The organism is Planctomicrobium aquicomposti, assembly GCF_051466325.1.
Taxonomy (GTDB): Bacteria; Planctomycetota; Planctomycetia; order Planctomycetales; family Planctomycetaceae; genus Planctomicrobium.
In genome coordinates, this window is the sequence record NZ_CP195792.1 from 2,406,086 (window position 1) to 2,431,913 (window position 25,828).

Below are 25,828 nucleotides of genomic sequence, written 5' to 3' on the forward strand. Positions count from 1 at the left end.
CTCCAGCTCCGGCGATTCGTCGGCCTACGGTCCCTCATCAGCACTCCCCAACCCGTCGCGGCCGGCCCGCGAGTTTGACTTCGGAGATTGTGAACGAACCATGGCTTTGCAAAAAATCGGCGTCGTCGGACTGGGCTTGCTGGGACGGGGAATCGTCACCTGCCTGCTGTCGCGGGGATTGATTGTCTTCGCCACCGATCGAGTGGCTGCCGTCCGGGATTCCGCCCGGCAGCATATCACCGCGGCCATCGCAGAAATGCAGGCCCGGCAGGTCGTCTCAATGGAGACTGCCGCCGATTGGCCACAACGTTATCACGAGGTCGTTTCACTCGAGCAATTCGCCGACTGCGACTTTGTCATTGAAAGCGTGGCTGAAGATCTCGAAACCAAGCGAACGGTCTTCGCCCAATTGGAAACGGTCATCGGTTCCGAGATTCCGCTGGCGAGCAACACGTCGGCTCTGCCGATCACGTTGCTGCAGGGATCCTGCCGGCACCCCGAGCGGGTGGTGGGCATGCACTGGGCCGAGCCCTGCCATCTCACCATCTTTCTCGAAGTGATCCGTGGCGAACTGACCAACGACCAGACGGCACAGGCAGCCATCGAGCTGGGCAAAATCGCGGGCAAGGATCCCGCACTGGTAAAGAAAGACGTTCCCGGGTTCATCGTGAACCGGCTGGGCTATGCCATGTATCGAGAAGCGTTCTGGCTGCTGGAAAATGGCGTAGCGGATGTGGAGACGATCGATCGGGCGTTCCGGAACGCGCTGTCGGTCTGGGCGAATATCGCCGGACCGTTCCGCTGGATGGATCTGACAGGAGTTCCGGCCTATGCCCGCGTGATGGAACGGCTCTTCCCTGAATTGAGCCGCACACAGGAGGTCCCCTCCATGATGCACCAGCTGGTCGACGATGGGGCGCTCGGAATCGCGAACGGTCGCGGATTTTATGAATACACTCCGCAGCAAGCCCGGGCCTGGGAACACCTGTGGACGGAAAACGTCTGGAAGGTGAACCAGATGAGAGAAGAATTGAAAATGGAGGAATCCACATGATTCCGATCATCGACGCTCATCTCGATTTGTCGTGGAGCGCGCTGCAGTGGAATCGTGATCTGACGCTCTCCGTCGATCAGGTGCGGAGTGCTGAAGCACATATGACCGATCACCGCGCGCGCGGGCGCAACACGGTCACACTCCCGGAACTGCGCCGCGCCAGGGTCAGGTTGTGTCTCGGAACGGTCCTGGTCCGTTCCAAGCCGGAAGTCTGTCCGCCCGCCGGATTCAATCGCCGGGATCTCGATTTTCGCAATCAGCACATCGCCGCTTCAGTGGGGCGAGGGCAGGTGCAGTATTATCAGCTGCTCGAAGAGCTGGGCGAAATCGTGATGATCCGCACGCGTGAGGATCTGCAATCATTCTGGGAGCAGAAGACGGCTGACGGTCCCATCGGCCTGATTCTGGCCATGGAGGGGGCCGATCCAATTCTGACTCCGCAACATGCCCGAGAATGGTGGGATCTGGGGCTGCGCTGCGTCGGCCTGTCCCATTACGCACAAGGGCCGTATGCCATGGGGACCGGAGCGCAGGGACCGGTCACGCCGGTCGGCCGCGAACTGCTCCGGGAGTTTCAGAAGCTCGGGATGATTGTCGACCTGACTCACTGTGCAGAACCGGGCTTTTTTGAGATTGTCGACCACTATGAAGGTCCGGTGCTTGCGAGCCACAACATGTGTCGCAAACTCGTTCCGGGGGACCGGCAGTTCTCGGACGAGCAGATTCATCGCCTCATTCAGCGGAATGCGGTCATCGGCATGGCCTTCGATGCCTGGATGCTCTCCCCCGGTTGGGTCATCCATAAATCGCATCCTTCCGAAGTGAGCATCGAAGCGGCCGCTGATCATATTGACCATATCTGTCAGCTGGCCGGTAATACGCAGCATGTCGGCATCGGCAGCGATCTCGATGGCGGCTTCGGTACTGAGCAGACACCCGGAGATCTCGACACGATCGCCGACCTGCAGAAGTTGACCGGCATCCTGAGCCGGCGCGGCTATTCGCAACCGGACATCGAAGCCATCTTCTTTGGAAATTTCCTGCGACTCTTTTCCTTAGCATTGCCACAGGGGGGCAGCACCCGATGATCCGACAACGTGAACAAAAGCTCGAACAACTGGGTTTTCCCCTCGACCGCATCCCCGCAGAAGGGAGTCTGGTCGACGCGCTGACAGTTGTGAATGATATCGTCTATGCCTCGGGGCAGGTCCCATTTGACGGAACCGAACTGGTGAGCGTCGGTAAAGTTCCCACTGAAATTTCCGAGGAAGCGGCAACGCGGGCGGCCGCGCTGTGTGCTGCGAACGTCCTGCGAGTCGTGAGCAAGCATCTCGGCTCGCTTGATGTGATTGAACGGGTCGTCCGGATCACCGGATACGTCAATTCCACGCCTGACTTCACGAAACAGCATCTGATCATTAACGGCGCCTCCCAACTGGTCCGCGACGTCATGGGAGAGCAGGGACGTCACGCCCGCACGGCTCTCGGAATGGCGCAGCTGCCGCTCGGATCGAGCGTTGAAGTGGAAATGATTCTGCAGTTGAAGTCTGGTTATTCGAACTGAAATGGACATGCTGATGCTTCGGTTAGGGCTGTTGACGGTCTTGTTCTCTGCAGGGTTTTTGGGGTCCGCAGAGGCTCAGACTTCTGCGACACCCGTCGACATCGGCAATCGGCGCGAATTGTTTGTCGACCGGTTTCTGCTCGATTCTCTCCACGGACTTGAACTGCAACTGCAACGCCCGCAGGATGCCGGAGTCGCCTTTGCCTTCGATCACCCGTGGGAAGGGACTTTCAGCGGATATGTGACGATCATCCAGGATGGTGACCTGTATCGCGCCTATTACCGTGGCCATGCCCCCAAGACCGACAAGGTCTTCGACGGCAGTCCGGATGAATTGACCTGCTATGCCGAATCACGGGACGGCAAAGTCTGGACCAAGCCCGCTGTGGGACAATACGCTTATGACGGCTCCAAAGAAAACAACATCGTTTTGTCCAACGCCTCACCGGTGACGCATAACTTCTGTCCGTTTCTGGATACCAATCCCAACGCGGATCCGCAGCAGCGTTACAAGGCAATTGGGGGGATCGCCAAAACAGGACTGCACTGTTACGTCTCCGCGGATGGGCTGAACTGGCGACGTTTGCAGGACGGACCAATCTTCTCCGACAAAGGCTGGGTCTTCGATTCCCAGAACCTGGCCTTCTGGTCCCCGACGGAAAACTGTTACGTCTTGTACTACCGTCGCGTGTTGAACAAAGTCCGCGGAGTCGCCCGCGCCACGTCTGCCGACTTCATTAACTGGACGCCTCCCGAGGTGATGACATATTCAAACACAGGGAGCGAAATCCCCCGGTATCAGCTGTACACGAACCAGACCCAGCCGTATTTCCGCGCGCCGCATCTGTATCTGGCCACACCCGCCCGGTTCATGCAGGGGCGTCAAGTGCTGACGAAGGAGCAGGCGGAACAGATTGACGTTCACGCCCAGTACTTTGGTGACACGAGCGATGCGATGCTGATGACCTCGCGCGGCGGCAACCTGTATGACTGCACGTTCGAAGAAGGCTTTATCCGGCCGGGGATCGGCTATTCCAACTGGGTCTCCCGGACCAACTACCCCGCGTTGAACATCGTGCAGACCGGACTGAACGAGATGTCGCTGTACGTCAATCAGGACTACGGACAGCCGACCGCCCACCTGCGCCGCTACGCACTCCGGCTCGATGGACTGGGAGCTCTGCATGCCGGAGCCTCTTCCGGAACGGCCCTCACAAAGCCGCTCAACTTCAATGGCCAGCGACTCTCCCTGAACTTCGCCACATCGGCGGCCGGGGGAATCCGGATCGAGCTTCAGCAGCCTGACGGTACGCCGATTCCGGGCTATTCGCTCGCCGACAGCGTTGAACTGATTGGCAATGAACTGGATCGCACGGCGCTCTGGCAGGGGAAAGGCTCGGAACTCCCTCCCGGTCCAATTCGTATGCAGATCGAGATGCGGGATGCCGATCTGTTTTCGCTGCAGTTCACTGAAAATTGATGTCCTTAGATCCCACGATTGATCAGGACACCATCCCGGCTTCAGCGCGTTGCTGCTGTAGCGACTGCAGATAGCGCTGATGGGCCGCTTCATCGCGGCGGCAGCTGATTCCTTTGAATACCATCGCAAAGGAACGGCGGTGTCGCGTGGTGGAGCGGTTCGGCTCGGCACGGTGGATGGTCCAACCATGATGCACGGTGACATCTCCCGGCTGCAGATGGATCTCCACTTCATTTGTCAGATCAGCCTCGCCAAAATCGCTGATCCCCTGCGAAAAGCCGACAACCTTGCTCAGATGATGGGGACGGGGAGGCTGCAGATGTGACCCCTTCACATAGCGCAGGCACCCATTCTCGGCGTCAACGTCGTCGAGGGCGCACCAGATGGTCAGCACATTCGGCGGGACGAGCTTGAAGTAATAATTGTCCTGATGCGGAGGAGTGGGATGCGTCGTCTTCGGCGGCTTGTTGAACCATTCCGGATCATCACAATGGGCTGGCTCTTCCAGCATCGCCTCGGCGAGCTCTTTCCATTTCGGATTATCACAGTAGGCCCGAAAGAAATCGGAATTGGCTGCCATCGCCTGCAACTGCTTCAATGTGTCCGGTTGGCCCGGGGTCTCATAGAGAGCCACATTGCTGGCGAGTGTAGGAACGACGTTCTGAATGAACCCGTCCAGTTCCTGCCGCAACATCCCCAGTTCGGAAGGAGTGAGGAACTGGCGGACAATGGTGAACCCTTCGCGATCGTATTCGCTTTTGTGTTTGGCGTAGGGCATGCAATCTCCTCAAGGTCTGTCACCGGGCCGGAGGGGCCAGCGTGGAGCCGGCGGATAAAGTCAACGGCATCATGGAAACGGATTGATCGAACAAAGGACGCGCGCCGCTGCGCATTTCGCTGAGCAGCCGGACGGCGGTTCGCCCGAGTTCTTCTTCGTCAACGGCGACCGACACCAGTCGACTGGTGATCGCCCCTTCCCGCCACGTGCCCCCGAAACCGATCAGCGACATCTGATCGGGAATCGACACCCCCATGCGGTTCAACAGCACATAGATCAGTTCCGCTTCAGAGTCGAAAGGGGTGAATATCGCCGTCGGTGGTTCCGGGTGTTGCAGCAGCTTCGTGAGTGTCTGTTCGACGAACCGCTCATGCGCGGGAGTGATCTTGGCGGTGGAATCCCAGAAGACGAATTCCCTGGGGACGATTCCGCCCCCCGCTGCCAGCGTCTCCCGCAGCGCGTTTTCGTACGCCTCTGTGAATGGCGTCCGTTGTGCGCCGAGAAACGCCACTCGCCGATGTCCCGCCTCCCGCAGCGCGCGGGCGGCCATCTCACCGACGAGTGCCGGTGAAAATGTCACCAGCGGAGATTGAATCCCTTCCACGGGTCGGTGGCAGCAGACGACCGGTACTCCCCGGTCCTGGAGCGGGCGAATCTGATGGGCCGGCGTCGCCGGAATCGTCGTCGGCACGATGGCAATGCCGGCGATCTTCTGATCCAGGAGCTGCAGAATGGTATCCGCCTGCCGATGGGGATCGTTCTCAGTATCGCTGACGATGACTTGCAGCCTCAGGTCGGAGGAAGCATTTTGGAAACCCCGCAGCAGAGAGGGGTAGAAGCCGCTTCGCGTGTCGGGCACGAGCAGGGCAAAGATGTCGACCCCGGCATTCAGCCGTTTCAGGGCATCTTCGTGAATAAACGTACCGCGACCCGGAATACGGCGAATCATCCCCGCGTTTTCAAGTCCCGCCAGTGCCTGCCGGACCGTATTGCGAGACACCTGCGCTGTTTCGGCGAGGGCATGCTCGGTCGGGAGTGCTCCCCCCGGGCGAATGCGTCCTTCGCGAAGCTCGCGAATCAACCACGCTCTCAGCTGCTCGTGTTTCGGAAGTGTGTCGACTGCGTCCATCCCCCCTCGCCTTTATGTGCAGCTTTGTTCCGACAAATGTTTCACTGAGACATGCTCAACGTCACTGGCCCACAATCTGTCCACGTCCAAAAAAAAATTCTTTTGAGACTCATGTTCTATTGTTTTTTCAAAAGAAAAGCAGCCGCTTGCTTCGGTTTCTGCTTGATTCGCCATCAGTATTTCCTGGACCTGAATGCCGATTGTCTTGAAAAGATACCTACAAATCAAGTACAAACTCCTTCGGCGCTGACAAGTCTCCTCCAAACCAACTCCTCCGTCCCTGCAGGTCCCGAAACGGAGGTGACCAGAAAGGTTGCTGTCGATGTCTGACATGTTCAAGTGTTGGTCCGCCGCCCTGTTGTGCATGGCATTCTGCCTCTCGGCCATCGCTGAGGGGGCACCTCCCCAACGTGTGGAAGGGTTCGATCAGATCGAATTCCACTACGACGCCAGCAACGGCCGAGCCACTCGCGATTACCGCGGCATGGCCAAAGGTTTCACCACCGCCGCCTGGTGGGCTCCCGGCCAATGGAAGCAGAACGAAGTCATCTGGAAATCGGCCATCGTCCCCGAGAAAGAAGCGGCCACTTTTGTCTTTGTTGCCGCCAGTTCCCCTTTGCCCCCGGAACTCGCTCGAGGTCCCGAAGCGAAAATCAGTGTAAATGGTCATTATGCGGTGACTTTCACGCTGGGCTACAACCGCGACATCACTTGGGCCGACGGTGATTGCCGGCTCAAATACACCTCCAAGCGGGTCGAGTTTCCATTCACGGGGACGCATCGCCAGCAGGAGCTCAACGGTAACAGCGGTCTGTATGAACTGACTGTCCCCGCCTCCATGATCGAGGCGGGCAAGCCGGCCACAATCAAGGTCGAAATCCCCTCCTTTCCTGCCTGGGAGCGGGGATGGTTCATGATCAAGGAGCGCCGCGATGTGATGACCGAGACCGTCTCCTCTCTGCAGGGAGAAGTCGAAACACTCCGGCAGGACATGGTCGCAACGAATCAGAGCATTCAGGCGCTCGCCAATGCCCTCTACGGAGAGCAGCAGGCGAATCACGATTTTCAGCACACAGTCATTTACACCAACGGCCATCGCCACCTGCATCCCGCCGACCTGATCAAGCTGCAGAATGGCGAACTGCTGATGATGACTCGGGAAGCGACAGACCATTATGCCCGTGATGGAGAAGTCATCATGATCCGCTCCAAGGACGGCGGATTGACCTGGGGAGAACCGCAGACAATTGCTGCGATCAAGAATTTCGATGAACGGGAAGGGTGCGGCATTCAGTTGTCCGACGGCACGATCATCGTCGGCGTGTTCTATAACAACCTGTACCGCGACGACGGAACCTATATCTTCAACGATCGCCAGCATCTGCAGGAACCTCAGCGCCGGTTTCTCGGCAGCTATATCATCAGCTCCACGGATAATGGCCATACCTGGTCGGAGCCAGCTTACGTCGACACGACTGACATGCCATTCAAGAATGTGGAAGGACCGACCGATGCTCCCATCGAAATGCCGGACGGTTCCATCCTGATGGGACTGATCGGCTACAACTTTGACGGTGATGAAAAGAACCGCGCAGCGGTCCTGATTCGCTCGACCGACAAGGGAAAATCCTGGAAGTTCCACGCCGTCATGGCCGGCGACCCGAAGGGGCTGCTCGGCGGTTTCGTGGAGCCCGGGCTGGTGCGCACCAAATCGGGGCGGCTCATTGCCGGGCTCAGAAATCACGGTCAGGACCATGCCATCTGGATGACCTATTCCGACGACGAGGGACTCACCTGGACACCTCCGCAGAAAACCGATCTGCATGGGCATCCGGTCGATCTCATCCAGCTTGCGGATGGGAGGGTGATGGCAACCTACGGGATCCGCACTCCGCTGCACGCCCGACCGGGCGGCGTTCGTGCCTGCTTCAGCAATGACAATGGCGCGACCTGGGATTTGAGCACAGAAGTTCAGATCCGCAACGACTTCCTGAACTGGGACGTCGGCTATCCGGAATCCATTCAGCTCGAAGATGGCCGGATTCTGACCGTCTACTACTACAACCAGTCTGGCAAGTATTTCATCGGGGGAACTTTCTGGACCCCGTGATCCGAAACAATTTCTTCGGCGTCCGGTTTAGCGGCACACTTCAGGTCTGCCGCTAACAACCACCTTGCTCACCCGTTTCGAATACTGCCGTTCTGCAAGTCTTCGGGGGAATTCCCATGGTGATCACTGACGTTCGGACCACCTTACTGACAGGCCCCTGCACGAATGATCCGTTTCTCAGCGAAGCCCGTCAGCTGCGTAGCGTGGCGATGGTCGAGATCTTCACCGATACGGATTTGATTGGTATCGGCGAGACGTATGCCGGTTACTTCTGTCCCGAAGCGGTGCCGGCGATCGTCGATTTCTTCCGCCCGATTCTGATTGGCCAAACTGTCGACGATGTCCCCGAACTCTGGCGACGGATGTATCACTGCGGGAACTTCTGGTGTCGCGTCGGCCTGGGGGTATCCGTCCTGAACGGGATCGAAGCCGCACTTTGGGATCTGAAGGGAAAGCTGCTCGGACTCCCGGTTCACAGTGTCATCGGCAGCTGTCGCCATCAACGTCTTCCCTGTTATGCCACCGGGGGCCCCAGCAACTATCCACTCGACCGGCTGGCTGGCAAGATCGACCATTACTTCTCGCTCGGCTTTCGTGGCATCAAAGTCGGAGTCGGGAGCTATTCAAAAGAGAATGGGTGGTACATTCCCGGACAGCCGCAGGAAGCTGCGGAGTTTGAGGCCGCCAAACTGGACTTCATGCGAAAGAAGATCGGCCACGACGCCTGGCTGATGCTCGACGGACACATGGGGAACAGCCACAGCAACACCTGGAATGTGGAAACTGCCACGGCCGTCGCCAACGCTGCCGTCCCGTTTGACCTCTTCTTTCTCGAAGAGCCGTTGCACTACACCGATGCCGCTGGTTACGCAAAGCTCTGCGCCGCGACGGCACTCCCCATTGCCGGGGGAGAGTGCCTGACCGCCAGTTCCGAATGGCGGGCCTTCATCGATCAGGATTGCTTCGACATCGGACAGCCGGACGCTTCGTTCATGGGGGGACTTGGAGAGTTCCTGAAAGTCGCTGCCCAACTGGAAGCCCGATCCCGGTCGATCGCCACGCACGCGTGGGGGGCCGGCGCCTCGCTGATGCAGAACGTGCATGCCGGCTTCGCGGTCACTAACACCGCCATGCTGGAGGTGCCACCCGATTATGGACCGCTACATACGGAAATGATCGACGGCGGGCTGGTGATTCGGGACGGTTACGTGCTTCCTCCTGAACGTCCCGGACTGGGGATCGTCTTGACCGACGAGATCAAACGGCGGTTCCCGTTTATCCCCGGAACGGGAGAATTCAACAGCGTCCCCGGGAAGATCCTGAATCACTGAACGCCCTTTTAACGTGTCGCGATCAATCGTCACGAGGCTGAACAAATGGCTGTGAACTTATTGGTCGACATGCCTGTGAATCCGCAAAAGCTGGCGGAACTGCAGACGATTCCGGGCTTGCAGATTGACTGCCTCGAAAACCCGTCTGAAGAATTCCGGGAAATTGACCCGCAACGTCTGCGGGGAGTGCATGCGCTATTCTGCACCCGCCCCCCCACGAACTTCAGCGAGTTCGACAACCTGCAGTGGATCCAGCTTTCCTCCACCGGCTATACCCAGATTTTTGGTCTGGATCTGGTCAGTCGAGGAATCCGGGTGACAAACGCCCGTGGCTGCTTCGATGTTCCCATCGCAGAATGGAACATCGCCATGATGGTGAATCTCAGCCGCAACCTGCGTCAGATGCTCCACAACCAGGAGCAGGGGCGCTGGGACCGCAGCGCCGCATTTCAAAGCGAGCTGCGCGGTTCCGTCGTGGGCTTATGGGGCTATGGAGGGATTGGTCGTGAGACCGCACGATTGGCCAAACTCATGGGGCTCAAAGTGCATGTTCTCACCCGGCATGGCACTGGTTCTCGCGGCCTCATGTATGCGGTCCCCGGCACAGGAGATCCAGCAGGAACATTGCCCGATCGGGTGTTTACAGCGGAGGAGACCGCTGAGTTTCTGCAGGGACTCGACTTCCTGATCATTGCCTTGCCGCTCACCTCTGCTACGGAAGGAATGATCGGAGAACGGGAATTGAAGCTGCTCCCGAAGTCAGCGTTTGTATTGAATCCCTCCCGGGGGCCCATCATTCAACGCGCAGCACTCCTGAAGTCACTGCAGCAGAACTGGATCGCAGGGGCGGCACTGGATACCCATTATCAGTACCCGACACCTCCCGAAGACGAATTCTGGCGGCAGCCGAACGTGATCTTCACCCCCCACATTGCCGGCTCATCCCTGAATCCCAACTTTCTGGACAGGATCTGGGACATCCAGGTGCAGAACACGCGCCGCTTCATAGACCAGGCCCCGCTGCTTAACGAGTTGACTGTGGCACAGCTGCAGGGCAAATAAAACGCGATCCTTCGGTTCGGGCGTTTTCCGCAGCAGCGAAACCGACCGCGCCCCAGGCGCTTTCGGACCGAGTCAGAGACCTCGAGAAGCTCAATCAATCCCCGCTTGGGGGTCTTTCAATCAGCCCGCAGAGTCAGGCACGTGAGGAGTTGCTCCTGCGTGAACTCCTGAGGGCTGTTGCGATACGAATACGGCGTCACATGCCTCCGCGCAATCCACAGGGAGAGCGATGACTTCCAACAGGATGTTCGTGCGTGGCGGCTTGCTCATCAACCGCGTCGAGCGCATTCGTCACACCGGTTCCAGAAGACCTTTCAACAGAGCAAACGCAGTTCGGAAAGCGATCAATCCTTCCTGCATGTCGCCTCAAGCCAATTGATGGTCAAACGCCTCGCATAACACACTTATTGGACACCCTCTCAGAACGGTCGACGATGCACCCGGTTGGGACAGGATGGCCTGCCTTCCGTGAAATTCAAAGCAGCTGCGAGTGCTGATTCATCAAGCCACGAAGTCCCGGGCCGATCTCTCCGTCCCCAATCCGAGCAGACAAAAGGGGTGAGTTCGGTCAGGGTGATTTCGTAGTCCGGGCCACTCCCCGCTGTGCCGGATCACAAGGGTGAAGTACTCGCAATATGACAGGGGAAAAGCGAGGAGCTGCTTGTCGGGATTGCCGCAAATTTCACAAGTCAGCGTCTAGCAGTTCCTGGAATCCCTCAGGCCAAGAGCGATGCATCTTTCGGTAAGAGGCAACGATGGGAGGCCTCAAGAACTGGTTGCGAAGCGAACATCCATCGCCCGTCCGGAGCGCGGTCTGTCCGATCTCGTGACCCCTCAAGGTGTTCCAGAATCATGCAATAAATACGCAATCCTGCCGGCGTGCACGATTCCTGGGACACGGGGTGCAGATTTCCGACGTCCTGCCGAATTCCGGAATTCGATTTGCTTCTCACGGGAGGTGAATCGTTTCGGAGCGACCTCCCTTCGCCTTGGTCTGTTGAATCCTCGCGTCTGTCCTGCGACCGATCCCTTGGGCCGGAAAAATCATGGAAATCTCATGGCAAGTCTGACAAAAAAACTGCTCGTCGGAGTTGGCATCGCAGCCGGGGCAGCGCTCGCTGCCCGATCAATCGTGCGTCAGTCACGCTGGATTTCCCTTGAGGGGAAAACCGTCCTGCTGACCGGAGGGAGCCGGGGGCTGGGGCTCGTCATGGCACGGCAGCTGGTCGATGCGGGTGCCCGTGTCGCTCTCTGTGCGAGAACCGAAGCCGACCTGGATGTTGCGGCTGCTGAGCTGCGCGAGCGGGGGGGCGACGTCTTCGCAATCCCATGCGATGTCAGTGACCAGTCGCAAGTGCAGCGCATGGTGGAGGAAGTGCTCAAGGCATTTTCCCAGATCGACATTCTGATCAACTGCGCCGGCATTATTCAGGTAGGCCCTCTCGAAGCCATGACGACGCAAGACTTCGAAAAAATCATGCGGGTGAACTGCTGGGGGCCGCTGCACACCACTCTCGCGGTCCTGCCCCGCATGCGGGAGCGGGGGACTGGACGGATCGTCAACGTTTCCTCTTTCGGCGGGAAGCTGGCGATGCCTCACCTGCTCCCCTACGTCGTCAGCAAGTTTGCCCTCATCGGATTGTCACAGGGGATGCGGGCCGAGTTGCTGAAAGATGGAATTCTGGTGACGACAGCCATTCCCGGACTCATGCGGACCGGGAGCCCGCGGAATGCTCAGTTCAAAGGCCAGCATCGCAAAGAGTACGCCTGGTTCTCCATCGGCGATTCACTGCCAGGAATTTCGATGCCCGCTGAGGAGGCCGCCACCCAGATTCTTCAGGCCTGCCAGGCGGGAAGCCGTGAAGTTCTCGTTCGGCAGCCTTGGAACGTGATGATGCTCGCCCAGCAACTTGCACCCGGACTGGTGCAGGAATTCGCGAATCTGAGTGACCGACTGCTCCCCGCAATGGGGGGAATTGGTCAGGAGACGGCACTTGGTTATCAGAGTGAGTCTGTCTGGTCGCCATCCCTGTTGACGACACTGACGGAACAGGCCGCTGCAGAGAATAATGAACTCCGCCCGATATCTCCCTGAATCCTCTATCTCCACTGCGACTGCAGCCCGGTCAGCGAAGGAATCTTCCGCTGACGTTCAGGCGGGTCATCTCGCTGTGCAGCGGAATGGAAAGAAGTTTCGGCGCTTATTCATCAGCGATCTCCGGTGTCAATCCATTTGTCCGCATGCTGCCGGGAGAGTCGAACGAATTCACCCTTTGCGGTAAAACGCCCGGGGGCGATACAATATCTGGATCGATTGTTCGGCGAACTTCCGCCAGCGGGTGAAGGAGATGAGAGAAGAACGTTTTAAACGTGAGCTTGTTCCTGGAATTCCTTTCTCTGTGAGTCGGTCGGGAACGGAGACGTGGAGTCGGGCGCCGGAGCGCAAAGCCGGCTCCCGGTAAACTGAAGACGACGGGGGCGGAGGCGTTGTTCTCTATGCTGGACTGGATTTCAGCGATCTTCGAGACCGATGGATTTCCGCCTCGATGGGAATGCGGCACCGGGTGGGCAGATGCCCCGTTCTGGGGTTGGCTGCATATTCTGGCAGACCTCGGGACGTTTACAGCCTATGTCTGCATTCCGCTCGTGTTTATCTATTTTCTCAAGCGGCGGCCTGACCTGCCGATGACCCGGGTCTGGTGGTTGTTTGCGACATTTATCTTTGCTTGTGGCACGGTACATTTGCTGGAAGCGATTATTTTCTGGGTTCCGGTTTACCGGCTGTCGGCGGTCATCAAGCTGGTGACCGCCATTGCCTCGTGGGCAACTCTGCTTTCGTTGTTGCCGATGCTTCCGATCGTGCTGACGCTGCGCAGCCCCACGCAGTTGGAGAAGGAAGTCCGTGAGCGGACCGCTGAAGTCCGCGCTGCCCACCGGCGGATCCAGGAGAACGACGAACGGCTGCGACTGGCACTGCTGGCCGGTCGGATGGGAACCTGGAGCTGGAATCTTGAGCCGAACACGATGGAACTCGACGCGACCGAGATCGAGTTGACCGGCCTCGGGAAACGTTCGGGAACGATCACCGCCGAACAATATTTTGAGCGGGTCCACCGCGATGACCGCGAAGCTCTGGACCGTGCGCTGCGGGAGGCGATAGATGGGCTGGAGCACTTCAATCATCTGTTCCGGCTCTACATTCCCGAACGGGGGTACCGCTGGTTACAGGCGCGCGGCAGCGTGATCGGCTCTCCCGGCGGCAAAGCGGAACGGATGGTCGGGGTCAACTTCGACGTCACCGATCAGATGGCCGATCAGGAAGCCCTGCGGGTCCGGACACGGGCGATCGAGTTTGCGACGAACGGCATCGTCATTACCGATGCCCGGACCTCGGGAAATCCGATTATCTATGTGAATCCGGCGTTTCAGGTGCTCACAGGCTACCTGCTGGACCAAGTGATCGGGAAGAACTGCCGGTTCCTGCAGGGCCCGGAGACTGACCCGACCGCGGTCGACGAATTGCGCCAGGCCATTCGGAATCAGGTCGAATGTGAAGTGACGATACTGAATTACAGGCGCGATGGACAGCCCTTCTGGAATCATCTGCAGATCGCACCGGTGACCAACGATGACGGACTGGTGACGCACTTCATCGGCCTGCAGACAGATATCACAGATCGCGTGGCGAACGAGCGACGTCTCTTGGAGGCTCAGATCGTGGCGGAATCCGCCAACCGGGCCAAGAGCGAATTTCTCGCGAATATGAGCCATGAGATCCGCACGCCACTCACTGCGATTCTCGGCTGCGCGGACAGTCTGTGCCGGGAACTTTCTGGCGAAGCACCGCGGGCGACGGCCAAAACGATCCGTTCCCAGGGCCAACTGCTGATGGGAATTCTCAATGACGTCCTTGATCTCTCCAAAATCGAAGCGGGGAAGCTTGAGATCCATAAAGAGCCCTGCTCGATCATGGCCACGATCGCCGACGTGCGGTCGCTGATGGACCCGCAGGCGAGTGCCAAAGGACTGGAACTGATCACCTGCTTTGACACAGCGCTGCCGGAAGTGATCCACACGGACCCGCTTCGGTTTCGTCAGGTTCTTATTAACCTCACGAGTAATGCCATTAAATTTACTGAAAGGGGGAGAGTGGAACTCCGCATTCAGGCGGATTCGGAGAACTCCCTGCTGCAGGTCTCGGTCGTCGATACAGGCATCGGGATTCCTGCCGAAAGGTTGAGAGCGATCTTTGACGCCTTTACTCAGGTGGATGATTCGATCGTCCGCCGCGTGGGGGGGACAGGGCTGGGGCTGACAATCTGCCAGAGGCTGGTCCAGATGCTGGGAGGGGAGTTGACTGTTGTCAGCCAGCTGCACGAGGGGAGCATGTTCCGCTTTTCCATTCCATTTGGAATGGAGGGGGAGCAGTCCCTCTTCACCGTCGACGAACTGACCGAGCGTCGGTCTCAGAAGGAGTCAAATGAGTCGCTGGATGTCCGTATTCCGGCTCGCATCCTGATTGCCGAGGATACAAAAGCGATTCAATTTATGCTCAAGCGAATGCTGGAGCCGATCGTTGACGAAATTGTCGTTGTCAATCACGGAGCGGAAGCACTTGAGGCCCTTGATGCTGCCGATCCGGACGCCAATCCTTTCGCGCTGGTCCTGATGGATATGCAGATGCCCGTCATGAACGGCTATGACGCGACCGCGGAAATCCGGGCTCGAGGATATCAGCTTCCCGTCATCGCCCTGACTGCGGGAGCCATGGCCGGTGACCGTGAACGGTGTCTGGAGGTGGGCTGCTCGGACTATCTGGCGAAGCCGATCGACCGTGGAGCGCTGCTGGCAATGATGGTGACCTATTGCAATCAGGGTCTGCGGAAGCCACCATAAGAGCAGTGCGACGGATAGCGGTCCATTTTTGATTCGAAGTCCTGTCACTGCTGTCCGCCGAACACACCCGCATTCAAGCAGACGAATGCGGGCGCCGCCTTGCCGCAAACTCCAGAATAGCAATTATGGCCACGAAGCCGCGTGCGCTGATTATCGACGATGACCGGACAGTTCTGCATTTGGTGCAGAAGTCCCTCGAGAAGCTGGAGATTGATGTCCTCTCGGCCTCCTCGGCCGATGAAGGACTCAAATTGATTGCCGACCAACGGCCCGATGTCGTCCTGCTCGATATTCTGATGCCCCGGATGTCGGGGCTGGAAGTTTTCCGAAAGGTGCACGATCTCGATCGCCGCCTGCCGGTGATCTTTATCACCGCCGAAGCGGGGAGCGAAACCGCGATCGAAGCGATGCAGATGGGAGCCTACGATTATGTCGCCAAGCCGCTGGATCTGAATCGCCTGAATGCGCTCGTCGCGAAAGCTCTGGAAACCCGCAGGCTGATGAGTGTCCCTGTGGCGGTTCCCGTGCGCGAACAGGAGAAGTCTTCGAGTGCCACTGGTGATCTCTTTATCGGTCGCAGTTCGGGCATGCTGGAGGTGTTCAAAGCGATCGGGAGAGTCTCAAAACAGAACGTTACCGTGCTGATCCGGGGGGAAAGCGGAACGGGGAAAGAGCTGGTTGCCCGCGCTCTGTACCAATTCAGTGACCGTGCAAATCGTCCGTTTATGGCCGTGAATTGTGCAGCACTTCCCGACACCCTGCTGGAGTCGGAGCTGTTCGGTCATGAAAAGGGGGCGTTTACCAGCGCCGATCGACGACGCATCGGAAAATTTGAACAATGTAACGGCGGAACGCTGTTTCTGGACGAAGTGGGCGATATGTCTCCACTCGTGCAGGGGAAAGTGCTGCGGTTACTGCAGGAGCAGCGGTTCGAACGTGTCGGCGGTAACGAGACCATCGAGACCGATGTTCGCATCATGGCGGCGACGAATCAGCCGCTCGAAAACATGGTGGAACAGGGAGATTTTCGCAGCGATCTGTTTTACCGGCTGAACGTTGTCACCATCACGCTTCCACCGCTCCGGGAGCGTGCGGGGGATATTCCGTTGCTGCTGCAATACTTCCTGACGCGAGTTCGCAAAGAGCTGAATAAGCCGGAAATGGAAGGCATTTCTCCCGAAGCCCTGGAAATCCTGCAGCGTCACTCGTGGCCCGGCAATATCCGCGAGCTGCAGAGTGTGGTCCGGCAGTGTGTGTTGCGGGCGACCGGTCCGGTCATCGTCCCCGATTTCCTGCCGCAGACGGTACTCGAAGAGAGTGAAGTCCCGACTGCTGAGCCGCGTCTCTCCATTGCTCCCCTGGTGGAAGTAGAATTCGCGTCGGGACACCGTGAGGGGACACCTCCTCTGAATCTGAAAGACTTCATCGAGGCCCGGCTCGCAGCAGGAACAACGAACCTGTATGCCGAAGCGGTCGAGATGATGGAGCGGTTTCTCTTCACCCGCGTTTTGCAGGCGACCGGGGGGAATCAGACCAGGACTGCCGAGACGCTCGGCATCACACGAGGGAAAGTGCGCGATCGCATTGCCTCGTTCAATATCTCGCTCGGAAAGAATGTGACCATCGACGGCGATTGAGCGACAAGGACGTGACTGGACGCTGAGCGACCAGTCATGAAGGATGCGGTTCAACCGTCGCTCGCCCGCATCTCCTCAAGTTGGAACGAGTCCTCCGCAGAAGCGACTTTTCATCGTCAATGGTGCAAAAAATCACCTTTTCAAACGGTTGGCACGCCCGTTGCCCTAAGGTTTAACACCTTGCCGGACAACATTGTGGGAGTGGGACGATGAGAATTTTAGCCGTTTTGACGTTGGTAACGGCCGGTGCACTGACGCTGTGGGGAAACCCCAGCGTTGAGAGTGTCCCCCCCTCAGCAGCCCCCACTCCGGAGCAACCGAAAAGTGTCTCTCCGGCACAACCGGAAACTCCATCGACGTCCTTGCCGGTTGAAACAATTGCGCGCTACCGCCCGGCCCCGACCGCAGATGAAACATCTTCGGCGCGGCCTGTTGAGGATTCGCAACAGGGTTTACAAGAGCTGATCCACCGTCTGGAAAAATGCCTCACGGCCTGTCAATCGCTGCATTGCTACACCGCGACTCTGGAGCAGCAGGTCCGTATTAAAGGGACCCTCCGCGATGTGGAAATGGTGAGTTTGAAGGTCCGGCGTAGCCCCTTTAGCGTCTATATGCAGTGGCAAGAAGATGGGCAGGAAGTGCTTTATGTCGAGGGTCAGAACGACAACCGGCTGCTGGCGCGACCGACACGGGGGCTCGTCTCCTTGCGGGGTGTCTGGAAGCTGCGTCCTGACAGCCCTCAGGCCATGAAATCGTCCCGATACCCGGTGACGAAGTTGGGGATCGAGAAACTGACCGAAGAAATCCTGCAGTTCTATCAGGCTCGGCACTTCAGCCCAGAGGAACTGCGGATCGAGCAGTCACCGCATCAACAGGGGAAATCCGCCTGCCAGAAGTTTGTTGTGACGTTCAAATCTTCGGAAGTCGCTCGGGAATATTCCCGCTCGCAGCTCACTTTCTGTAACGACTCCAATCTCCTGATCGCTCTGGAGAATGAAGGCTGGTCCGATAAGGGCCGGCCGAATGGTCTGCTTGAGAAGTATCTTTATCACGACCTGAAGAGTGGAGAGGTCGAGGATCACGAATTCGAGTCCTCGAACCCCGCTTATCACTTCGCCCAGGACTGATCCGTCCGGGTCTGCCGAGTCTGTCTGACCGCTTCTTCCCGAGTGGCTGCCTGTGTTCAGCAGCCCAGGGGGAGCGCATCCTCACGTGGAGTACGCCCCATGTTGTCCTACGCCCTGACATTCCTGATTATCGCCATCGTCGCTGCGGTCCTTGGTTTCGGGACACTTTCCGGAATGGCCGCGACCGCTGCCAAGATCTGCTTTGTCGTGTTTGTGATTCTGTTCCTGATCTCGCTGGTGACGGGACGTCGCACCCCGACAGTTTAGAGCGCTTTGACTTTTGCTTGCCCAGTCTGCCATCGGAAAGCCAGCGTGTCCCTCTCTGGAACGCTGCTGGTGCACAGGGAGGTCTGCTGCTGTCAAGGCGATCTCTCCTCGTAAAGCAGATGGAATAAGCAAGTTGGTCCCCACGTGTTCGAGCGGGTGTCACCCTCCTCTGGAATGCTTTTTCCAAAGGTCTGCCATCTCCTTGCAGTCGCGGTGGACCGACACCTCGGTCTGAAAGCGTCGGTTGAACGAAAGGAAGCTGCCATGCGCGGCGTGATCATTCTCATCGCGATCGTCGTCATTATGGTCCTCGCCGGATGGCTGACATTCTATTCGTCGCGGGGTCAGGTGGGCGTATCCGTTGAGACGGAGAAGATCCAGAAAGATACGCAGATTCTTCTGGAAAAAGGGGAGCAGGCTGCGGACCGGGCGAGCCAGAAGATCGATGAGGCGATTCACACTCCGCGTGAATCGACCCCTCCCGAGAACTCAGGGCCGAGCGTTTCCCCCAAATCTGTCGACTCCAATCGCTAAGCTGGAGCGGGAGTCGTTTTCCCGTCTTGTTGAAAGTCCTGTCGCCCGCATTGGCAATTGCCGGTGCGGGTTTCTTTGTTTTAACTGGTCGGGTCGGCGACGGGAAATCAGAGGTCAATCCGCTCGACTGCGAGTACCTTGGGGCTTGAGCTCCGGGGACGACCGTTCGAACTCTCGCGTCGCGGCAGCTGGATGGTTATTCGAAGCACATCGCGGACGATTTCACTCAGGAAGGGAATCCCCGCTTGCAATTCTTCGCCATTTCTCAAATACTCACGCAACGTTGAATCGAGGCCCCGGCCCGGAAGCTCCAAAACTGCGTGGCAGATGTCTAATTTGCCTTCATAACCTCTCAGAGGTGTGGAGGATACGACAAGCACTCCGGTTGGAAGTGAGAATCTGAGTCGGTTCGATTCTACGGAGCCCGTATTCGTTCGATGCTTTCCCACTTCTGCGCCGCGAGAGGCTGGCTGCGGCATGCAGTTCGAAGGGGTGATGCAGCGATCACGCCAGTGGCCACCGTAGCTCAGCTGGCAGAGCAATGCTTTCGTAAAGCATAGGTCGTCGGTTCAAATCCGACCGGTGGCTCTTCGCCCCTGCTTTTTGGCGGGGGCTTTTTCATGCGCGGCTGACGGAGCCGGTTCAGCCCCGGCTCGACAACTGTCTGGTCTCTCCGGTGGTCCGAATGTCTGAATCACATTCCATTTCCACGCTTCGGCAGGATGCACTGGCCATCTGGCAGGCGGGGGTCGATGCCGTTGCTTCTGAGCGACTGGTCTCCCGGCAGATCTCCACCTGGAAAGGGGGGCTGACCGTCTGTGGCCACCGCTGGATCGCCAAGCCGCAAAGCCGTATCTGCGTTGTGGGGGCAGGCAAGGCGGGGGTCGGAATGGCGGTCGGTCTGGTGCGGGCACTCGGTCCCGAGTGGCTGTCGCGGACCAATGGCTGGATCAATGTTCCGGAAGACTGTCTGGAACCGTTCGATTCGAATCATCCCGCTGCCGATGCCACTCTCGCCAGTTGTTTTTCGATTCTTCGAGGCCCACGGGAGATTGCTGCGCTCCGGCAGCTTCCTGATCCGGGGGGCTTCTATCTTCTCGGGGCGCGACCGGCCGGACTCAATGAACCGACCGAAGCGGGGGTGTTCGGGACTCGTGAAATTCTTCGTCGCGTCAGCAGCCTCACTCCCGACGATCTCTGCCTGGTTCTGATTTCCGGAGGAGGCAGTGCGCTGCTTCCGGCGCCTGTGGAGGGAATCAGTCTCGCCGATAAGCAGCAGGTCACCCGCTTTCTGATGCGCTCCGGAGCCACCATTGATGAGCTCAATGCGGTCCGTCGCTCGCTCTCCGCGGTCAAAGGCGGTGGCCTGCTGCGTGCCTGTCGTGGAGGGCGGTTGATTTCGCTGATTATTTCCGATGTGAGTGGCGATCCCCTGGAAGTGATTGCCTCAGGACCAACGGTGAATGTCAAATCCGATCCGCAGCGGGCCCTCGAAGTTCTGAACCAATTCCTTGAGCGGTCTGGTGACTCCGCCGCGGTCCCGGCGGCAGTGTTCGAGGTTTTGACTCACCAGAGAAATCAGCAACAGGCACGGGGAACGAAGAGTTCACCAGTCCGCAGCGAGTTTGAAAACTGCATTATCGGCAACAACCGGACAGCAGTGACTGCCGCGGCGGGAGAAGCCGTGCGAAGAGGCTACCACGTGGCAGAGACGGAATGGGACAAGTCGGGAGACGCTGCCCAAACCGGCCGTGAGCTGTCGCAACGCCTGCTCCGGATTTCAAAAACTCCCACACCCGGCAATCGAATCGCCATCGTGAGCGGAGGTGAGCCAACAGTACAGCTATCGCGACACAGCGGGGAACAGAAAGGGGGCCGCAATCAGGAGCTGGTCCTCGCTGCTGCGGCCGAGTTCCTGAAGCTGCCCGACACATCGATCCCTCGAATCGCTCTCGTCTCCGGGGGGACCGATGGGGAGGATGGACCGACGGATGCCGCCGGTGCGGTGATCGATCGGGTCATCCTGGAAGAGATCCGGTCTACTCAGGTGCGGCCGGACGAATTCCTGCAGGCGAATAACTCTTACCCGTTTCTGGACCGGTTTGGAGCGCTGGTAAAAACCGGACCGACACACACCAATGTGATGGATCTGCGCGTCGGCCTGATCGACCGGGAGTGCTGATTTACGCTGGCCGTTCGCGATGATGCAGCCTCATTCGAAGCCCTTCGCAGAACCAGCGGGCCGGAACATCTCGACTGGCGACTGATCCGTTTTCACGACGCGGGGATGAGCAGTTCACCAAACGAAGCATGGGCGACCCGGGACTGAAGAGAGCGGCCTGCACTCAGCGGCACCTGTTCGCGATCGGCTGGTCCGTCTTAGGGCGGTCGCCCCGTTCGCCGGACATCACCGCTGCAACGGAGTCACCAATCGGTAGGAGCCCCGGAGGCTGATCGTCAGCTTGTTGGCTCGCAGCATCAAGGCAAAGGCCTGAGCCGGATCGGCGTTCACGAACTCGCCCGTGTAGTTGCCGGAGACTCCGGTCGTCATGACCTGCCAGCCCGCCTCTTCACCGAGTGTCCGGAACACGGTTTCCAAGGGGACGTCGATAAAGCGGAAGGTGCGACGGGCAGGATCCTCGACACGAACCACTTCGACGCCACGGGGACGGGGGGCGATCTGCGCCGCTTGTGCGACGCGCGTTTCTGGTTCCAGTGGCAGGATCCGGGCGACGTGCGCGGGTTCTTCCCGGGTCAGCTTCGGAGGCGGTGCGATCTGCTGCTGCGAGTCCTTCACTTCACGCTGCAACATCGACAATTGCAGTCGGAGGAGTTCCTGCTTGATGTCCATCAGGTCGGCCTGAGTCACAGCCGCCGGGTGGTAACCCGGGGCGACCGGATCAGGAACGGGGATGCTCCGGGGAGCCATCTCGGCGATTGGCATCGGCGGTGCAGCAGGGACAGCGGCCGGAGGAGCGGAGGTCACCCCGAGCGGCATCGACGGGTCAGCGGATGCGACCTGGAGGGGACGGGCGTTGACGGGAGCAGATTGAACTGGAGCTGCGGCAACCTGTGCCGGTTCCGACTGAACTTCCGGCAAGGGACTCGACTGCCCGGACGGGGCGTCCTGACCGGACTCTTTCAGCACATGGGCGAAGGGAAGCTGCGGCGATTTGTGCTTCGCCTGCATTGCCAGCCGGACCCGCTGCGGGCTTGGGATACCCAGTAACAGCGTCATCGCCAAGGCCAAGCCAAGCGCCCAAAATGCGGTCCGGAAAGGAGTTGTCGACATAGCGTGGCCGGAGCAGACGTAATCCGGGACCGCTGTTCAGATCGTTGACGCCACCATCACAAACAGTCGGCCGCACGTTCTCGTGAGCTGCTCTCCCCACATCATCGGACGGCATGCTGCCGGTTCTTCCGCGGATTCCATGAAATCCGACTTTTCGATGCAAAAAGCGACAGACCGGTTTCCAGACATGCGGTCGTTCGTGCAAGAGAGCCGACATCGGCGCAGCAAAAAACGCGGCAAGGTCCCCTCAAAGCTCCCAGCTTCTCCTTGCCGCGTTCGGATGTCGAACACGAATTTCGGGCAATCAGACCCTGGCCCAGACAGGGTGTTCCCCGTCCAGCGACGGCGAACATGCTGAACCATAGGTCACCGCTGGAAGGTGTCAAATTGAATTGATCGTTCCGGTCAAAGAATTTGGGCGCGTTACGGAACGGGGCGAAATCAGCTCGCAGACAGGGGGCCAGGAGGCAACTGTTCTGTTGAACAATCGACACGAATGCGATTCGGCAACTATCGCTGCGCGGGATGCTTGGAGCCGGCCGTGTCGCGCAGCGGCGTTCGCTCTGCGACGCTGTAGGTATCGCGCTCGGTGGCGGTATTGGCGACGATCAACTCTCCGAGCAGACCGAGAGAGATGACCTGCGCGCCGAGCAGTAATGCTGCAATCGAATAAAGCAGCAACGGGCGGCTTCCGATCGGCTCTGCAGAGACCAGATGCAGCACGTTCATGAGAAACCAGAGTCCACCACAGTAAAACATCCCCAGCAGACCGACGGCAAAACAGCCGACTCCGATTCCCCCGAGGAGGTGGAGCGGTCTCTGTCCGAACGCAGTGAGAAACTTGACCGTCAGGAGATCGAGAAAGCCGCGAAGGAAGCGACCGAAGCCATATTTCGAATGCCCGAATTGTCGTGGCCGGTGATGCACAACCGATTCGGTGACTTTGAAGCCCCGCGCGTGAGCGAGAACTGGAATGAAGCGATGCAGTTCTCCATACAGTCGCAGTTCCCGGGCGACCTGGGCACGAAACATTTTGATGCCGCAGTTGTGGTCGTGCAGCTTCAATCCGGTCAGTCGGCTCACCATCAGGTTGAACACGCGACTGGGGTAGACCTTGTGCCACGGATCGAGACGCCGACGTTTCCAGCCGTTAACGACATCGAAGCCCGCTTCAATCTTCTCGAGAAAACGGGGGATCTCGGCGGGATCATCCTGCAGGTCGGCGTCAATCATCATGACGAGTTCTCCGCGGACACAATTGAGTCCAGCGGTCAGCGCAGCGGCCTTGCCAAAGTTCCGCCGCAGGCGAATCCCGAAAACCCGGGAGTCCTGCTGGGCCAACCCCTGAACGATTTCCCAGGAACGATCGATCGAACCATCGTCCACAAAGATCATTTCCACTTCGATCTCGTGTTCTGTACAGACCTTGCAGATCTGGTCGTACAGCTCCCGCAGGCTGTCTTCTTCGTCGAGCAGCGGGATCACGATCGACAGCATCAGGAAACCTCTCAACGTTGCGCAGGAACCGGGGGCTCGGAAAGCGATTGTGCACCTAGCATATCGCGAAACAGGAGACAGAGACCAGCGGAATCGGCTCTCACCCGTCGGTCGAGCTCGAAGCTCAGAGGAATCAGGGGGCCATGCCGGATATTGTGTCCGGAGTCAAAAGATTTCCAGTCTCGTTCGCCCTGTCCCGTGCGGCGGATCGGCAGCTGTGGTGGACGCGGTGTTGACGGGGGCCAAATGGTCCAGATTGGCGAATTTGGTTCAAAACGCAATCACAGCCTCCGATCTGTTGGTGGAAAAAGTCCCCTAAAAGTCGTTCCGGGATTAACCGTTTTAATAGCCTGACCTCTCATGAATCCCTATACTGACCGCTCCCCGCCAAGGGGTTAGGTTGAGGAGGGGGCACGAGGCAGCCCACATCAGCCTCAATCATTCTGTAAAAACTCGGAGATCCAATATGTCGACAGTGGAAGCACTGCCCTACAAGGTCAAGAATCTGGCGCTGGCCGAACTCGGTCGGAAGGAAATCGAACTGGCCGAATACGAAATGCCAGGCTTGATGGCCCTGCGCAAGAAGTACGGCGCGAGCAAGCCGCTCAAGGGGGCCCGCATCGCTGGGTGCCTGCACATGACGATTCAGACCGCAGTGCTGATGGAGACGCTGATCGAACTCGGCGCTGAAGTCCGCTGGTCGAGCTGCAATATTTTCTCCACGCAGGATCACGCGGCAGCCGCCATGGCCGCTGCCGGCATTCCGACCTTTGCCTGGAAGGGCGAAACCGAAGAAGAGTTCAACTGGTGCATTGAGCAGACCCTGTTCTGGCCAGATGGCCAGCCGTTGAACATGATTCTCGACGACGGTGGGGACCTGACCCTCATGGTGCACGAGAAGTACCCGGAACTGCTCGCCGGCATCAAGGGGCTGACCGAAGAAACGACGACCGGCGTTCATCGGTTGCATCAGATGTTTGCTGCCGGAAAGCTGGGTCTGCCGTCCATCAATGTCAATGATTCGGTCACCAAGAGCAAGTTCGACAATTTGTACGGCTGCCGTGAATCGCTGGCCGACGGGATCAAACGCGCCACCGACGTCATGATCGCCGGCAAGGCGGTTGTGATCTGCGGATACGGAGACGTCGGTAAAGGCTGCGCGGACGCAATGGACGGCCTGGGTGCCCGCGTGATCGTCACCGAAATCGACCCGATCTGCGCCCTGCAGGCGGCAATGGAAGGCTATGAAGTCACCACGATGGAAGAAGCCGCTCCTTATGGCGACATCTTCGTGACCACGACCGGCTGCATCGACGTGATTACCGGCAAGCACCTCGAAGCGATGAAGCACAACGCCATCGTGTGCAACATCGGTCACTTCGATTCCGAAATCAACGTGGCCTACATGAAGAACCGCAAGGACATCCAGCGGGTCAATATCAAGACCGACGCTGACGTCGGCGGTCCGGTTGACAAGTACATTTTCCCGGATGGCAAGGCAGTGCTGGTCCTCGCCGAAGGGCGCCTGGTCAATCTGGGCTGTGCAACCGGTCACCCCTCGTTCGTGATGTCCAACAGCTTCACCAATCAGGTGCTGGGACAAATCGAGCTCTGGACCAAAGCCGATCAGTACGAAATTGGCGTGCACGTGCTGCCCAAGCATCTGGACGAGGAAGTGGCCCGCCTGCACCTCGACCAGCTGGGCGTCAAACTGACCAAGCTGACGCCGGAACAGGCGGAATACTTGGGCGTGCCGGTCACGGGACCGTTCAAGCCCGATTATTACCGGTACTAAGAGGCGGACACTCTTTCCAGCTCCCGAACGCCGTCTCCCGCTTGATCAACAGGGAGTTTCGCGTGGTGGGGTGAAAGGAAAGAATGCTCCACGAGCCTTCCAGGAGGCTTGGCATCGATTGGCCTGCCTGGCGTGAATCTTCGAAACGCGAAGCGGCATGGTTTCTGACCGTGCCGCTTTTGCATGCGCGAAAGAGACTCACCGGGCGCGTCTGGAGTGGGCTGCCGCGGATCACTGTCTCGCCGGTTCCCGTGATGGGCCGGACGGCTGCGGCA

19 protein-coding genes and 1 tRNA gene are annotated in these 25,828 nt (G+C 58.6%); 16 read left to right on the forward strand and 4 right to left on the reverse strand.

Annotated features, from left to right (window positions below; all coding sequences use genetic code 11):
- Nucleotides 1–100 precede the first annotated feature (100 nt).
- The 4 genes from SH664x_RS09285 to SH664x_RS09300 are packed head-to-tail and all read left to right on the forward strand — an operon-like array spanning nucleotide 101 to nucleotide 4,098.
- Nucleotides 101–1,054 (forward strand): 3-hydroxyacyl-CoA dehydrogenase family protein, encoded by a 954-nt coding sequence (locus SH664x_RS09285; RefSeq protein ID WP_437206911.1) that lies wholly within the window; start codon nucleotides 101–103, stop codon nucleotides 1,052–1,054.
- Nucleotides 1,051–2,142, forward strand: coding sequence for a dipeptidase (locus tag SH664x_RS09290; RefSeq protein WP_437206912.1), 1,092 nt, complete (start codon nucleotides 1,051–1,053; stop codon nucleotides 2,140–2,142). Before SH664x_RS09285 ends, SH664x_RS09290 begins: the two co-directional genes overlap by 4 nt.
- Nucleotides 2,139–2,618, forward strand: coding sequence for a RidA family protein (locus SH664x_RS09295; RefSeq protein ID WP_437206913.1), 480 nt, complete (start codon nucleotides 2,139–2,141; stop codon nucleotides 2,616–2,618). Before SH664x_RS09290 ends, SH664x_RS09295 begins: the two co-directional genes overlap by 4 nt.
- Nucleotides 2,619–2,625: 7 nt before the next feature.
- Nucleotides 2,626–4,098, forward strand: coding sequence for a hypothetical protein (locus tag SH664x_RS09300; RefSeq protein ID WP_437206914.1), 1,473 nt, complete (start codon nucleotides 2,626–2,628; stop codon nucleotides 4,096–4,098).
- A 22-nt stretch (nucleotides 4,099–4,120) separates the two neighbouring features.
- Here the strand turns inward: SH664x_RS09300 and SH664x_RS09305 are convergent, their stop codons facing one another.
- Both SH664x_RS09305 and SH664x_RS09310 read right to left on the reverse strand, forming a co-directional pair.
- Entirely contained in the window at nucleotides 4,121–4,876 is a 756-nt protein-coding gene (locus SH664x_RS09305; RefSeq protein ID WP_437206915.1) for a phytanoyl-CoA dioxygenase family protein, read from the reverse strand.
- Between the two features lie 19 nt (nucleotides 4,877–4,895).
- Nucleotides 4,896–6,005, reverse strand: a complete 1,110-nt coding sequence (locus SH664x_RS09310; RefSeq protein ID WP_437206917.1) for a GntR family transcriptional regulator — start codon at nucleotides 6,003–6,005, stop codon at nucleotides 4,896–4,898.
- Nucleotides 6,006–6,327: 322 nt separating this feature from the next.
- On the opposite strand from SH664x_RS09310, the gene SH664x_RS09315 reads away from it, so the two are divergent.
- From SH664x_RS09315 to SH664x_RS09365, 11 genes are all read left to right on the forward strand, one after another.
- Nucleotides 6,328–8,115, forward strand: a complete 1,788-nt coding sequence (locus SH664x_RS09315; RefSeq protein ID WP_437206918.1) for a sialidase family protein — start codon at nucleotides 6,328–6,330, stop codon at nucleotides 8,113–8,115.
- A gap of 116 nt (nucleotides 8,116–8,231) precedes the next feature.
- A complete protein-coding gene (locus tag SH664x_RS09320; protein WP_437206919.1) occupies nucleotides 8,232–9,446 on the forward strand; it encodes a mandelate racemase/muconate lactonizing enzyme family protein in 1,215 nt (404 codons plus the stop codon).
- 45 nt (nucleotides 9,447–9,491) lie between these two features.
- A complete protein-coding gene (locus SH664x_RS09325) occupies nucleotides 9,492–10,508 on the forward strand; it encodes a D-2-hydroxyacid dehydrogenase (protein WP_437206920.1) in 1,017 nt (338 codons plus the stop codon).
- 1,057 nt (nucleotides 10,509–11,565) lie between these two features.
- Nucleotides 11,566–12,603 (forward strand): SDR family NAD(P)-dependent oxidoreductase, encoded by a 1,038-nt coding sequence (locus SH664x_RS09330; RefSeq protein ID WP_437206921.1) that lies wholly within the window; start codon nucleotides 11,566–11,568, stop codon nucleotides 12,601–12,603.
- A gap of 401 nt (nucleotides 12,604–13,004) precedes the next feature.
- The gene (locus tag SH664x_RS09335; protein ID WP_437206923.1) at nucleotides 13,005–15,404 is read left to right on the forward strand and encodes an ATP-binding protein; all 2,400 of its coding nucleotides are present in this window, start codon (nucleotides 13,005–13,007) and stop codon (nucleotides 15,402–15,404) included.
- Nucleotides 15,405–15,529: 125 nt separating this feature from the next.
- Nucleotides 15,530–17,041: a sigma-54-dependent transcriptional regulator gene (locus tag SH664x_RS09340; RefSeq protein WP_437206925.1), complete on the forward strand. Its 1,512-nt coding sequence runs from the start codon at nucleotides 15,530–15,532 to the stop codon at nucleotides 17,039–17,041.
- A gap of 209 nt (nucleotides 17,042–17,250) precedes the next feature.
- Nucleotides 17,251–18,168 (forward strand): DUF1571 domain-containing protein, encoded by a 918-nt coding sequence (locus tag SH664x_RS09345; protein ID WP_437206927.1) that lies wholly within the window; start codon nucleotides 17,251–17,253, stop codon nucleotides 18,166–18,168.
- Nucleotides 18,169–18,267: 99 nt separating this feature from the next.
- Complete coding sequence (locus SH664x_RS09350; protein ID WP_437206928.1) at nucleotides 18,268–18,435, forward strand: DUF1328 domain-containing protein; 168 nt, start codon at nucleotides 18,268–18,270, stop codon at nucleotides 18,433–18,435.
- Between the two features lie 264 nt (nucleotides 18,436–18,699).
- Complete coding sequence (locus tag SH664x_RS09355; RefSeq protein WP_437206930.1) at nucleotides 18,700–18,969, forward strand: hypothetical protein; 270 nt, start codon at nucleotides 18,700–18,702, stop codon at nucleotides 18,967–18,969.
- 515 nt (nucleotides 18,970–19,484) lie between these two features.
- A tRNA-Thr gene (locus SH664x_RS09360) sits at nucleotides 19,485–19,557 on the forward strand.
- A 97-nt stretch (nucleotides 19,558–19,654) separates the two neighbouring features.
- Entirely contained in the window at nucleotides 19,655–21,151 is a 1,497-nt protein-coding gene (locus SH664x_RS09365; protein WP_437206931.1) for a glycerate kinase type-2 family protein, read from the forward strand.
- 225 nt (nucleotides 21,152–21,376) lie between these two features.
- Here SH664x_RS09365 and SH664x_RS09370 read toward each other — a convergent pair whose 3' ends face one another.
- Together SH664x_RS09370 and SH664x_RS09375 are read right to left on the reverse strand one after the other, a co-directional pair.
- Nucleotides 21,377–22,207, reverse strand: coding sequence for a hypothetical protein (locus SH664x_RS09370; RefSeq protein WP_437206932.1), 831 nt, complete (start codon nucleotides 22,205–22,207; stop codon nucleotides 21,377–21,379).
- A gap of 564 nt (nucleotides 22,208–22,771) precedes the next feature.
- Nucleotides 22,772–23,758 (reverse strand): glycosyltransferase family 2 protein, encoded by a 987-nt coding sequence (locus SH664x_RS09375; RefSeq protein ID WP_437206933.1) that lies wholly within the window; start codon nucleotides 23,756–23,758, stop codon nucleotides 22,772–22,774.
- Nucleotides 23,759–24,224: 466 nt separating this feature from the next.
- On the opposite strand from SH664x_RS09375, the gene ahcY reads away from it, so the two are divergent.
- On the forward strand, nucleotides 24,225–25,553 hold the full coding sequence (gene ahcY, locus SH664x_RS09380; protein ID WP_437206935.1) for an adenosylhomocysteinase: 1,329 nt from the start codon (nucleotides 24,225–24,227) through the stop codon (nucleotides 25,551–25,553).
- Nucleotides 25,554–25,828 lie beyond the last annotated feature (275 nt).

What these genes read in the sequence shown, in the direction of transcription:
- SH664x_RS09285 (WP_437206911.1), top strand. Translation starts at nt 101, where the DNA reads ATGGCTTTGCAAAAAATCGGCGTCGTCGGACTGGGCTTGCTGGGACGG.
- SH664x_RS09290 (WP_437206912.1), top strand. Translation starts at nt 1,051, where the DNA reads ATGATTCCGATCATCGACGCTCATCTCGATTTGTCGTGGAGCGCGCTG.
- SH664x_RS09295 (WP_437206913.1), top strand. Translation starts at nt 2,139, where the DNA reads ATGATCCGACAACGTGAACAAAAGCTCGAACAACTGGGTTTTCCCCTC.
- SH664x_RS09300 (WP_437206914.1), top strand. Translation starts at nt 2,626, where the DNA reads ATGCTGATGCTTCGGTTAGGGCTGTTGACGGTCTTGTTCTCTGCAGGG.
- SH664x_RS09305 (WP_437206915.1), bottom strand. Translation starts at nt 4,876, where the DNA reads ATGCCCTACGCCAAACACAAAAGCGAATACGATCGCGAAGGGTTCACC.
- SH664x_RS09310 (WP_437206917.1), bottom strand. Translation starts at nt 6,005, where the DNA reads ATGGACGCAGTCGACACACTTCCGAAACACGAGCAGCTGAGAGCGTGG.
- SH664x_RS09315 (WP_437206918.1), top strand. Translation starts at nt 6,328, where the DNA reads ATGTCTGACATGTTCAAGTGTTGGTCCGCCGCCCTGTTGTGCATGGCA.
- SH664x_RS09320 (WP_437206919.1), top strand. Translation starts at nt 8,232, where the DNA reads ATGGTGATCACTGACGTTCGGACCACCTTACTGACAGGCCCCTGCACG.
- SH664x_RS09325 (WP_437206920.1), top strand. Translation starts at nt 9,492, where the DNA reads ATGGCTGTGAACTTATTGGTCGACATGCCTGTGAATCCGCAAAAGCTG.
- SH664x_RS09330 (WP_437206921.1), top strand. Translation starts at nt 11,566, where the DNA reads ATGGCAAGTCTGACAAAAAAACTGCTCGTCGGAGTTGGCATCGCAGCC.
- SH664x_RS09335 (WP_437206923.1), top strand. Translation starts at nt 13,005, where the DNA reads ATGCTGGACTGGATTTCAGCGATCTTCGAGACCGATGGATTTCCGCCT.
- SH664x_RS09340 (WP_437206925.1), top strand. Translation starts at nt 15,530, where the DNA reads ATGGCCACGAAGCCGCGTGCGCTGATTATCGACGATGACCGGACAGTT.
- SH664x_RS09345 (WP_437206927.1), top strand. Translation starts at nt 17,251, where the DNA reads ATGAGAATTTTAGCCGTTTTGACGTTGGTAACGGCCGGTGCACTGACG.
- SH664x_RS09350 (WP_437206928.1), top strand. Translation starts at nt 18,268, where the DNA reads ATGTTGTCCTACGCCCTGACATTCCTGATTATCGCCATCGTCGCTGCG.
- SH664x_RS09355 (WP_437206930.1), top strand. Translation starts at nt 18,700, where the DNA reads ATGCGCGGCGTGATCATTCTCATCGCGATCGTCGTCATTATGGTCCTC.
- SH664x_RS09365 (WP_437206931.1), top strand. Translation starts at nt 19,655, where the DNA reads ATGTCTGAATCACATTCCATTTCCACGCTTCGGCAGGATGCACTGGCC.
- SH664x_RS09370 (WP_437206932.1), bottom strand. Translation starts at nt 22,207, where the DNA reads ATGACGCTGTTACTGGGTATCCCAAGCCCGCAGCGGGTCCGGCTGGCA.
- SH664x_RS09375 (WP_437206933.1), bottom strand. Translation starts at nt 23,758, where the DNA reads ATGCTGTCGATCGTGATCCCGCTGCTCGACGAAGAAGACAGCCTGCGG.
- ahcY (WP_437206935.1), top strand. Translation starts at nt 24,225, where the DNA reads ATGTCGACAGTGGAAGCACTGCCCTACAAGGTCAAGAATCTGGCGCTG.